The following is an 11702-nucleotide window of genomic DNA, read 5'->3' on the forward strand; positions in this document are numbered from 1 at the left end:
AGACATGGTTCGACAAGCTCACCATGACAAATGGACACGCTCGCCACGACAATCGTTCGATGAGCTCACCATAACAAATCCCGCCAACATCCCGCCTTTGTCATCCTGAGCCTGTCGAAGGACGCGAGCCTGTCAGACGTGGTTCGACAAGCTCACCATGACAAATGGACACGCTCGCCACGACAATCGTTCGATGAGCTCACCATAACAAATCCCGCCAACATCCCGCATTTGTCATCCTGAGCCTGTCGAAGGACGCGAGCCTGTCAGACGTGGTTCGACAAGCTCACCATGACAAATGGACACGCTCGCCATGACAATCGTTCGACAAGCTCGCCATAACAAATCCCGCCAACATCCCGCATTTGTCATCCTGAGCCTGTCGAAGGACGCGAGCCTGTCAGACGGTGGTTCGACGCGACCGCCATGGCAAATCCCACGCGCGGTCTTCTTAGTTGGCTGCGGAGCAGGGTGGGCCGTCGTAGAGGAAGAGGTCGGCTTTGCCCGATTCGGCGACGACGCTGCGATGGCGTCCGTATCGCGGATCGACGGCCGGGCGGCGTTTCGGCGCGATCACCCACGCGCGCTTTGACGAGCAGATGACGCTGCGAGGGCGCAACCCTTGATCGCCGCTCCGCGCGTCGGGCGATGCGAGTACGTAGACGCGCGGGCGCGTGTAAAAGACGAGCGCGTTGCCGCCGGCAATGTTTTGAATTGCGACGGCGTCGCCGGGTTGGCGCCGCGCGTCAATCACGCGCGCGAGCGCCGGCACGGGCTTGAAACGTTCGGCGTTCGGCAGCGCAAGCAACGCGAGAAACAGTACCGCCAGGGTCGTGGCGCTGCCGAGCACGTAAGGCGCGTAGGCCATCGTGGAGTTCCGTACGAGCAGCGCGAAGGTTGCGAGCGAACCCACGAAGATCGCGGCGCCCACGAAGAACAGATCCACCGCAACGCTCTGCAAGTCGCTCGTTAAACGATTGTCGTGCGAAAACCAGACGATCGCGATCGCGAGCATGGCGATCGTTACCGGAACCGCGGCCGCGGAGATCAGCAAGGAACGGCTTCGTCCTTTGCGCACGGCATTCTCAAAGTAAAAGCCGACCAGCAGCGCGAGCGCGGGGAACTCGAGCGCGATATAGTTCGGAAGCTTCGTCTTTGCAAAGCTAAAAAAGAGCAGCGGCACGACGATCCACGTAAACGCCAGCCGCAGCATTTGCTGGGTATTGCGCTCGTCGTCGTTTTCGGCCGGACGCGCGAGCCGATCGATTCCGTACGCAATCGCCGACGGAAAGAACGCGATCCATGGAAAGAACCCGAGAATCAGCACGGGTAGGTAGTACCAAACGGGTCCCGCCTGATTCTCGATGGTGCCCGTGTATCGCCCAACGGTGTAGTGACCGATGAGTTCCACGACCGAGTGGCCGCCCGTGCGAGCGACGAGCGCGATCAACCATGGCGCGACGATCAAAACGAAAAGACCGATGCCGCCGAGCCATCCGCGCCAGGACGGCAAGAGCGTACGGGCGTGCCGCCGATTCCACACGAAGTACGCGAAAATCACGAGTCCGGCCAGGACCGGCGCAACCGGACCCTTCGTGAGAAAGCCGAATGCCGCCGCCGCGCACCCCAGCAGAAAGTAGCGATCGCGCCCGGTCTGTAAAGCGCGAAACCACCAAAAGACCGAGAGGGCGACGGCGAGGTCCAGCATCGCGTCCATGATGGCGAGGCGCCCTACGATCGCCTGCATCAGACACGTCGAGAGGACGACCGCCGCATAAACGCCGGTCCGCCACGAGGTCTGGCGGGTGACGGCGTAGCCGGTCATGGCCCCCATCGCAATCGTCGCGACCGCCGAGGGCAGCCGCAGCGCAAAGCTTCCTACACCGAAAAGTTTCGCGAATGCGGCGGCGATCCAGAAGTAGAGGGGCGGCTGGATGAACCACGGCGCCCCGTTGAGATGCATCACGATCCAGTCGTGAAAGAGGAGAATCTCGCGCGCCACCTCGCCGTAGGCGGTCTCGCTATTGTCCCAGAGCGTACCGGCGCCAAGACCCGGCAGAGTAATGAGCGCGGCGATAGCCGCTCCGATGAACGCCGCACGGGCGGGATTGCGCATTACGAGGCTCGTTCCACGCGGAGCAGTTTTGGGCATGCGAGCAGCGAAGTCATGCGAACGGCCTATGGCATTTCCCATCACCCTTCATACTAACGGTCGCCGCGCGCTCGTCGCCGGCGGCGGATCCGTCGCGCTTCGCAAAGTCACCTCGCTGCTCGCGGGTGGGGCGCACGTCTGCGTGGTTGCTCCGCGCATCGATCCCGAACTCCGCACGCTCCTCGAGAGCCACGGAGGCGAGATCGCCGATCGGCCCTATCGCTCGGGGGATATCGAGGGCGCGTTCCTAGCCGTTGCCGCTACCGGCGACGACGTCGCGAACGCGCTGGTCGTTGCGGATGCGCGCGCGCGCGGCATCCTCGTCTGCGATGCCACCCATCCCGCACGCGGCGATTTTTCGATGCAGGCCGTCGTGCGCGTCGGTGAGTTGACGTTCGCGATCGACACCGGCGGCGCTTCGCCCGCATTTGCCAAACGGCTCGCGCGCGAGCTTCGCGAACGTTTCGGCGAAGGCTACGGCACCGCGGCCAAAACGCTGGCACGCATGCGGACGTATGTCAAGGCCGTCCTCGCGCCGGGGGAACGCGGCGAGGTGCTGCGCGCGCTCGCGGAGTTGCCGATCGAACGGTTAGCGACGATGAATCCCGCGCAGGCGGAGCACGAAGTCGAGGAGACGATCGAGCATCTGCGCGGGCACGTTCACGCTCCGGCCCCCGGCACGGCCGTCTGCGCTTCGCGCGCGAGCGCGCTCGCCATGACGCAAGCCCGCACGGTCGCGGCGCGGCTCGCGCGCCACGGCATGGCCACTACCATTCTGAACGTCACCACGACCGGCGATCGCGTGCAGGATCGTTCGCTCGCGTCGATCGGCGCGGAGAGTCTCTTCGTGAAAGAACTCGAACTCGCGCTGCGCGACGGACGCGCGGACTACGCCGTGCATTCGTGTAAGGATCTGCCGAGCGTTCTACCCGAGGATATGGCGATCGCCGCCGTTTCGGCGCGCGAAGATCCGCGCGACGTCTTCTGCAGCGAGCGATTTACCGATTTCTGGACGCTGCCGGCGGGCGCGCGCGTCGGCACCTCGAGCCAGCGCCGGCGCGCGCAACTGGCCGCCCTGCGCGACGATCTCGCTTACGCGGACATTCGCGGCAACATCGATACGCGACTGCGCAAACTGCGTGACGGCGACTACGACGCGATCGTGCTGGCGGCGGCCGGCCTCAATCGTATGCGCCTGGCGGCAGCCTATAGCGTGCCGTTTTCGATCGAGCAAGTCGTTCCGGCGGTGGCGCAGGGCGCGCTCGCCGTCGAGACGCGCGCCGGTGACTCCGCGCTCGCGCAGACCCTGCGCGAGGCGATCAACGACGAGACGGCCGAGCTCGCCGTTTGCTGCGAGCGCGCGGCACTGCGCCGTTTGCGTGGCGGCTGCCAAGCCCCCATCGGTATTCACGCGCGATTCGACGGTGCCCGGCTGCTCGCGTGCGGCATCGTTGCGACGCTCGACGGAACGCGCATCGTCCGCGCCGAGCGCGCGGCGCCGGTAGCGAGCGTCGAGCAGGCCGAACGTCTCGGAACCGCGCTTGCCGAAGAACTCGAGAATGCCGGCGCGGCGGAGATTCTCGCCGCCGCGCCGCAGCTGCCGCTCCTTCCGCTCGCGGGACGGCTCGTGATCCTGCCCCGCACCCTCGATCGCCCCAGCCGCATCGCGGCGGCCCTGCGCGCCGAGGGTGCGGACGTGTTCGAATTGCACGCCGGCGAGGAAGGCGACGCGGGGCTTGGAACGCGCGTACCGGACATACTGGTTTTCGCATCGAGCGGTTCGGTCGCGGCCGCGGCGGACTACCTGCGCCGGCTTCACGCGTCGCAACTTCGTCCGACGGTAGCCGCCATGGGGCCGGAGAGTTCCGCCGCGGCGCTCGCCGCCGGATTCGCACCCGATCTCGTCGCACCCGAAGCCGCGATCGAAGCGCTCTTGCGCGTCGTTCGCGGACACCTTTTGGAGTCGAACAACTCGTGAACGAACCGTCGCGTTTGGACCAACCATTGCGCCCGCGTCGCCTCCGGCGCACGCCGGCTTTGCGCGCACTCGTGCGCGAGCACGGCGTGCGAGTCGAATCGCTCGTGCAGCCGCTCTTCATCGTCGAGAACGAGGCGGCCGCCGGTGAGATCGCTTCGATGCCCGGCATCTTTCGTTACACCGTCGAGAGCGTGATCAAAGAGGCCGGCACGCTCGACGCCCTCGGCATACACAGCCTGCTGCTCTTCGGTATTCCGGAAACCAAAGACGCGCGCGCGACCGCCAACTTCGATCCCAACGGCGTCGTGCAGCGGGCGGCGCGCGCCATCAAAGAGGCCTATCCGCACGTCCTGGTGATCGCGGATCTCTGCAATTGCGAATACACCGATCACGGCCACTGCGGCATCGTGAACGCGCGCGGCGAAATCGATAACGACGCAACCGTCGCGTTGTTGGTGAAGACCGCCCTGACGTACGCGCGCAGCGGCGTCGACGTCGTAGCGCCGTCGGATATGATGGACGGCCGAGTCGGCGCGATTCGTGCCGCGCTCGACGATGCCGGTTTTACCGATGTAGCGATCATGGCTTATAGCGCGAAGTACGCGAGCGCGTTCTACGGTCCGTTTCGCGAGGCGGCCGATTCGACGCCGCAGTTCGGCGACCGGCGCAGCTACCAGATGGACCCGGCCAACGCGCGCGAAGCGCTGCGCGAGATCGCGCTCGACATCGCCGAGGGCGCCGACGTCGTGATGGTCAAGCCCGGATTGCCCTATCTCGATATCGTTCGCGCGGCACGCGATGCATTCGACACGCCGATCGCCGTCTACAACGTCAGCGGCGAATATTCGATGCTCAAGGCCGCCGCGTCACAGGGGTGGATCGACGGCGATCGCGCCGTAGACGAAGTGCTGGTAAGTTTCGTGCGCGCGGGCGCCGACATCATCATCACCTATTTTGCGAAGGAGTACGCGGCGCGCCGTGGACCCGCGAACGAGTGATCTCGCCGTTTGCATTCTGGCCGGCGGCGAAGCGACGCGATTGCCCGGCAAGCTCGAAGGCGACGCCGGCGGCATGCCGCTGCTGGCGCGCGTCTATAGCAACGTCGCCGGAATCGCGCCGGTGACGATCGCGGCCAAGAGCACGTTCGCACCGGAACTCGACGCGGCACTCCTTTGCCCGATCGTCGTCGATCGCTGGGTCAAACGCGGACCGCTCGGCGGACTCCTCAGTGCGTTCGGCGCGATACGCGCGGCGCGCGTGTTCGTGGTGGCCGGCGATCTGCCGCGCGTTACCGCGGAAGTCTTCGATGCGCTCGCGCGGGCCTGGAACCCGCAGACCGAGGTCGCGATTCCGGTACACGGCGAGCGCGGGCACTCCGAACCCCTCTGCGCCCTCTACGACCGCGTCGCATTTCTGCAGGCGGCCTACCCGATCTTTACCGGCGGCTCGGGGAGCGTGCGCGGCGTCGTCGAACACCTGCGCGCGACCCCCGTTCGCTTCGCCGACCCAGGCGTATTCGCGAACGTCAACACGGCGATGGATCGCCGCGAACTCTACGCACGATGAGGAATGGTACGTGAAAATCGAACGCTCGATCTCGGCTTTTGCGCGCGCGCGCCGCACGATCGCCGGCGGCGTCAATTCGCCGGTCCGCGCGTTTAAGGCCGTCGGCGGTTCGCCCGTGTTCGCGAGGAGCGGCGCGGGGGCGTACATGACCGATCTCGACGGACACGAGTACATCGACTACGTGCTTTCGTGGGGGCCGCTGGTCCTCGGACACGCGCATCCCGCCGTCGTTCGCGCCATCACGCAAGCGGCCGCGCGCGGCAGTTCCTTTGGCGTACCGACCGAAGCCGAGAGCGAACTCGCCGAACTGATCTGCGCCCTCGTACCCTCCATCGAACGCGTGCGTTTTACCTCCAGCGGCACGGAAGCGACGATGAGCGCCGTGCGCCTCGCCCGCGGCTACACGCGGCGCGAGAAGATCGTGAAGTTTGCCGGCTGCTATCACGGACATGGCGATTCGTTTTTGATCGCGGCGGGTTCCGGAGCGCTGACGAACGGCGTACCAAATTCGCCCGGCATCACCGAAGGCGTCGCGCGCGATACGATCGTGCTGCCCTACAACGACGCCGACGCCGTGACGCGTGCGTTCGCGTCGAGCGAGGGCCGAATCGCGGCGGTGATCGTCGAACCGTACGCGGGCAACATGGGCCTCATTCTGCCCGAACCCGGCTACCTGCAGAGGTTGCGCGATCTCTGCACGCAGCACGGCGCGCTGCTTATTTTCGACGAAGTGATGACCGGCTTTCGCGTGGCGATCGGCGGCGTGCAAGCGCGCGAGGGCATCGCGCCGGATCTTACGACGCTTGGAAAAGTAATCGGCGGCGGTTTGCCGGTCGGCGCCTTCGGCGGACGAGCGGAGATCATGGCGCAACTCTCGCCCGACGGCCCCGTCTACCAAGCCGGAACGCTCTCGGGCAACCCGCTTGCGATGGCCGCGGGAATCGCGACGCTGCGCGAATTGCACGACGATACGCACATTTTTGAAGCGCTCGAGATTATGACCAAGCTGCTCTGCGACGGCTTGCACGAGATCTTTACCAAGCACGACATCCCGCATTACACCACGCGGGCCGGCTCGATGTTCTGCACGTTCTTTACCGAGAAGCCCGTGCGCGATCTGGCCGGCGCGATGGAGTCGGATACGGCACTCTACGCGAAGTACTTTCACGCCATGCTCGAAAGCGGCGTCTATCTCGCTCCTTCGCAATTCGAAGCCGGATTTATCTCGACGGCCCATACCACCCGCGACGTCGAGCGAACCATTCACGCAGCCGACCGAGCGGTTGCCGGCATCGTGGCGGCGATCCCGTGATCGAGCCCCGGATCCCGCGGCGCGGGCGAGGCTCTGCGATAAAACCTCTAGTGAAACGGGTCGCACTCGCCCTAGGATTGGAGCATGACTGGCGAATCGCGACCGTGGGGTTCGGGTATCCGGGGCATGCGTTCCGCGCAGTGACGGGCTTATGCCGCTAGTCTGCCTCGGCTTATCGCATCACACCGCTCCCGTGGACGTGCGCGAACGTCACGCGTTTCCCGCAGCGCGGATGGGCGAAGCCCTCGTCGCGCTGCGCGAGTACGACGCGGTACGTGAGGCCGTGATGCTGCAGACCTGCGGCCGGCTCGAGATCTACGCGGAGCTCGAAGATTACGAGAGCGGCGTCGCGCAGCTCAAAGCGTTTCTCGCGCACTTCCGCCACGCCGGCGTCGAGTACGACTTGGATTCGTACATGTACACGCTGCTCGGCGGCCAGGCGATCGAGCACCTCTTTCGCGTCAGCACCGGGCTAGATTCGATGCTTATCGGTGAAGCGGAGATCCTGGGGCAAGTCAAGGACGCATACATTCAAGCGCAGCACGCGCGTTCGCTCGGTAAGACGCTGCACAAATTGTTTCGCGAAGCGCTCAACGCCGGCAAATCGGCACGGACGCAGACGCGCATTGGCGATGAGTCCACGTCGATTGCGACCGCCGCCGTGGAACTAGCGAAGGCGCATCTCGGCTCGCTCCGGGAAACGGCCGTCGTGGTGATCGGTGCGGGAAAGATGGCGCGGACGGCCGTCAAGCGGTTGCGGGCCGAAGGCGCGCAGCACCTCATCGTCACCAACCGCACCATGCGTCACGCGCAGGACGTCATCGCCGAGATCGGTTTCGGTCACGCCGTCGAGATGCCGGGGCTCACCGACGCGCTCGCCGCCGCCGATATCGTCGTCACCTCGACCGGTGCGTCGCATTTCGTGTTGACTCCGGAGAACGTCGCCGCCGCGATCGGCCGTCGGCCCGATCGCCCGCTCTTCATCGTGGATATCGCCGTGCCGCGCGACGCCGATCCGCGCGTCGCCGAGATCGCCGGCGTCACGCTCGTGGATATCGACGGACTCAAAGAACGCGTCGACGAGAAACTCGAGCTGCGGCGCGAAGCGATTCCCCACGTCGAGGAGATCATCGACGAGTTCATCGGGCGATTCGGCAACTGGTATCAGTCCCGCGTCGCCGTTCCGGTCATCGCATCGTTAACGCAGAAAGCCGAGACGATTCGCACGGCGGAGCTCGAACGGCTCTTCGCGCGTTGTCCGGATCTGACCGATCGCGAAAAGATGCTGGTCACCGGCATGTCGATGACGATCATCTCGCGGTTGCTGCACACCGTCGTTACGAAGATCCGCGACAAAGCCGTCACCAATCACGCCGAGGCCCTGACTCACGTGCGCATTCTCGACGAACTCTTCGAACTCAACGTCGCCGAACATCTGCAGGCGCTTTTACCGCAGGGTTCGGCGCTCGAAATCGACGAGTGAGCGAACCCGGCAAGGTTTTTTTAGTCGGCGCGGGCCCGGGCGATCCGGGCCTGCTGACGTTACGCGCGGCGCACGCGCTGCGCCATGCCGAGGTCCTGCTCTACGACGCGCTCGCGTCGGATCCCACGATCGCCCTCGTCCCGAAATCCTGCGAGCGCATCTTCGTGGGGAAACGCGGCGGAAATCATGCGTTGCCGCAAGCGGAGATCGAAGCGCTGATGGTTCGCAAAGCGCGCGAGGGCAAGCGCATCGTACGCCTTAAGGGCGGCGACCCGTTCGTCTTCGGACGCGGCGGCGAAGAGGCGCAAGCGCTGCACGCGGCGCGCGTCCCGTTCGAAATCGTGCCGGGCATCACGTCGGCAATTGCGGCGCCGGCGTACGCCGGCATTCCGGTAACCCATCGCGAGCACAACGTGGCGTTCACCGTCGTAACCGGTCATGAAGATCCAACCAAAGGCGCTTCGACGATCGACTGGGGCAAACTCGCAGACCCGCATCAAACGCTCGTGCTGCTTATGGCGATGGGCAACTTGCGCGAGATCGTCGCCCGGTTGCTCGAAAACGGGCTGCCCGCGCAACGTCCCGCGGCGGTAATCAAAGACGGCACGCGCCCGACGCAGCAGACCGTGGTCGCGACGCTCGCCACGGTTGCGGAGGCGGTCGAGCGCGAGGGGATCGGCGCACCCGCCATCGTCATTATCGGCGAGGTTGCCGCGCTGCGCGAAGAGATCGCCTGGTTCGATCGGTCGCCCCTTTTCGGTAAGCGCGTGCTCGTAACGCGCCCGCGCGGTCGAGACGACGACTTCGCGCAGGGATTGTGGTCGCTGGGTGCGCAGCCCGTACTCGCTCCTACGATTGCGATCGGTCCGCCCGACGAACCTCGTGCCGCGAACGACGCGATCGATCGCTTGCGCGAATACGACTGGATCGTCTTTACCTCGCGTCACGGCGTCGAAGCGTTCTTCGATCGACTTGCGGCGCGCGGCGCGGACGCCCGGTATGTCGGCGGTTGCCGGGTCGCTGCGATCGGTCCGAAGACCGCCGGCGCGTTGCGCGAACGCGGTATCGTCGCGGATCTAACGCCGGCGCAGTACGTGGGCGAAGCCCTCGCGACGGCATTGATCGAGGCTTCGATCCCGGGAAATCGCGTGCTCGTCTTTCGCGCGCAGGAGGCTCGCGACGCGTTGCCCGAGATGCTGCGCGCGGCGGGCCGCATTCCGGACGTCGTCGCCGCCTATAAGACGACGTACGCGAACGACCCGTCGTTTGCAGAGTCCGTCGAGCGGTGCGACATTCTCACGTTTACCAGCGCGTCGACCGTGCACGGCTTCGTCGCAAACATGGGTGGAGCGGCCGCCGCTTGCGGGGCCGCGCGCGGGAAGACGGTGGCGTGCATCGGGCCGATTACCGCGCAGGCCGCACGCGACTCCGGTTTCGACGTGACGTTCGTTGCCGAAGCTTATACGGCCGACGGGTTGCTCGCCGCGCTCGAGGAGCACGCCGGATCGGCGCCGTCGTAGCGCAGATCGTCTTCGGCGCGATCTTGGCGGCGATCGTTGCATCGCTCGCGCTGCGCGCGCGGGCGCTCACGCGCTCGGGCGCGCTCGCCGCATTCGCCATCGGCACGATCGTCTTCGGAAGTCTTGGATGGGCCGGGGCCGGCGTGCTCTTCGCATTCTTTGGGCCGTCGATCGTGCTCTCGCGTATCGGCAAGGCGCGCAAACGCGAACTCGTCGACATCGGAAAGCTCGATGCCCGCGATGCCCGGCAGGTTCTGGCCAACGGCGGCGTGGCGGCGCTCTGCGCGCTCGCCGCGCTCGTCTTCGGAAAACCCGCAAACGCCGCATTTGCCGGCGCGTTCGCGGCGGCCGCCGCCGATACGTGGGGAACCGAGATCGGCACGCTGGCAAAACAGCGCGCGCGCTCGATTCTCACGTTGCGGCCAATCGCGACGGGGCTCTCCGGCGGCGTCACGCTCGCGGGTACGTTCGCCGAGATCGCCGGCGGACTCGTCGTCGCGCTCGTTGCCTTCGCCGTCGGCATCACGGCGATCGTGCCGGTCGCCATCGGCGGCGCGTGCGGCGCGTTCGCCGACTCGTTCCTGGGCGCGTCCGTTCAGGTGCTGCGGTACTGCCCGCGCTGCGAGCGCCGCTGCGAGACCGACCCGCACGTGTGCGGAGCGCGCACGACGATCGAGCGCGGCGTGCCCTGGATGAACAACGACGCCGTCAACTTCGCAGCCACGCTCTGCGGCGCCGTCGTCGCGGCGTCGCTCGCGAGTTACTTGCCGTACGTCTTTTCGAGGTAAGGAAGGATCGTGTCGTCGTCGTCGAGCGTCGTATCGCCGTCGACCATGACCGGAATGCCGGTCTGACCCGAGACCTCCTTGACGATCGCGCGTTCGTCGTGATCGCGCGGAACGTTCACGACCTTGTAATCGAGCAACAGGTCTGTGAGCTTAGCCCGCACGCGGGCGCAGTACGGGCACCACTCGGCCTGATACAATACGATGTTGGTATCGCGCAAAATCTTCTTCCTCTGGTGTTGTGGGAACCGTCACAGCGGTAGTCGTAGGTACGTTCGACGAGAGAGAGGACACGTTTTTGGCACGCTCCTGGGATCGTAATCGGCTGCTGCGGCGCGCGTTTGTCGCGTCGCTGTGCCTGCACGTGCTCTTCGCTTGGCTCTTTCCCACCCAGACGCGCTTTGGAACCAGCGGGTTGCAGCCGGTCGAAACGATCTCGTTTGCGAAACTGCAGCGCATACGGCTCGAACGTCCCCGCAAGAGCCGGCCGCTTCCGGTCGCCATCCCGCGCACGGCCAATCGAGCGCCGCGCGTGAGCTTCGCTCGCGTGCGCGCCGAACTCACCGCAAACCGCCCCAAACCCACCGCCACGCGCACGCCCGTACCGCAGAACGGGCCGCAGGGCGAGCGGGCGGCGGCGCCTACGCTCGTGGCAAAAGCGAGCAACGCACCGCTCGCCGCACAAGTAGCGAATTCGTCGGTGCCGGTCGCTTCGGTCGCACGCGCGGCCGCGGCGCCGAACCCGGCGGCCTCGACGGCCGACCGGATCGTCGCGAGCCAGGGCGGATCGCACGACGTCGGCGGCGTGATGCCATTTGGCGCCGACCTCAAAGAACCGGTCCTCGATCCGGCGATCAAAACGCAACTGGCGCGACGCTTCAGCGTTCACGTAACGCTGCTGGTCAC

The 11702-nt window shown here is 65.8% G+C and carries 10 protein-coding genes; 8 read left to right on the top strand and 2 right to left on the bottom strand.

Features of this window, described 5'->3' with window-relative positions:
• Positions 1–451 precede the first annotated feature (451 nt).
• Positions 452–2116: a glycosyltransferase family 39 protein gene (locus VIG32_07630; protein HEY8297875.1), complete on the bottom strand. Its 1665-nt coding sequence runs from the start codon at positions 2114–2116 to the stop codon at positions 452–454.
• A 64-nt stretch (positions 2117–2180) separates the two neighbouring features.
• Here VIG32_07630 and hemC point away from each other — a divergent pair, with 64 nt between their 5' ends.
• The 7 genes from hemC (at position 2181) to VIG32_07665 (ending at position 10799) form a co-directional block, all read left to right on the top strand.
• Positions 2181–4130 (top strand): hydroxymethylbilane synthase, encoded by a 1950-nt coding sequence (hemC, locus tag VIG32_07635; protein HEY8297876.1) that lies wholly within the window; start codon positions 2181–2183, stop codon positions 4128–4130.
• Positions 4127–5128 (top strand): porphobilinogen synthase, encoded by a 1002-nt coding sequence (gene hemB, locus VIG32_07640; protein ID HEY8297877.1) that lies wholly within the window; start codon positions 4127–4129, stop codon positions 5126–5128. The genes hemC and hemB overlap by 4 nt, the downstream gene beginning before the upstream one ends.
• On the top strand, positions 5109–5696 hold the full coding sequence (locus VIG32_07645) for a molybdenum cofactor guanylyltransferase (protein ID HEY8297878.1): 588 nt from the start codon (positions 5109–5111) through the stop codon (positions 5694–5696). Before hemB ends, VIG32_07645 begins: the two co-directional genes overlap by 20 nt.
• A 10-nt stretch (positions 5697–5706) precedes the next feature.
• Entirely contained in the window at positions 5707–7008 is a 1302-nt protein-coding gene (hemL, locus tag VIG32_07650; protein HEY8297879.1) for a glutamate-1-semialdehyde 2,1-aminomutase, read from the top strand.
• 151 nt (positions 7009–7159) lie between these two features.
• Positions 7160–8491: a glutamyl-tRNA reductase gene (gene hemA / locus VIG32_07655; GenBank protein HEY8297880.1), complete on the top strand. Its 1332-nt coding sequence runs from the start codon at positions 7160–7162 to the stop codon at positions 8489–8491.
• Positions 8488–10011, top strand: a complete 1524-nt coding sequence (cobA, locus tag VIG32_07660) for a uroporphyrinogen-III C-methyltransferase (GenBank protein ID HEY8297881.1) — start codon at positions 8488–8490, stop codon at positions 10009–10011. Before hemA ends, cobA begins: the two co-directional genes overlap by 4 nt.
• Before the next feature lie 23 nt (positions 10012–10034).
• A complete protein-coding gene (locus VIG32_07665) occupies positions 10035–10799 on the top strand; it encodes a DUF92 domain-containing protein (GenBank protein ID HEY8297882.1) in 765 nt (254 codons plus the stop codon).
• Here VIG32_07665 and VIG32_07670 read toward each other — a convergent pair.
• Positions 10772–11017 (bottom strand): glutaredoxin, encoded by a 246-nt coding sequence (locus tag VIG32_07670; protein HEY8297883.1) that lies wholly within the window; start codon positions 11015–11017, stop codon positions 10772–10774. The two genes, VIG32_07665 and VIG32_07670, sit on opposite strands and share 28 nt — an antisense overlap.
• Positions 11018–11094: 77 nt before the next feature.
• Here VIG32_07670 and VIG32_07675 point away from each other — a divergent pair.
• The coding region (locus VIG32_07675; GenBank protein HEY8297884.1) for a hypothetical protein at positions 11095–11702 on the top strand (608 nt) is incomplete at its 3' end.

It is taken from the genome of Candidatus Baltobacteraceae bacterium, from assembly GCA_036559195.1.
Lineage (GTDB): Bacteria > Vulcanimicrobiota > Vulcanimicrobiia > Vulcanimicrobiales > Vulcanimicrobiaceae > JALYTZ01.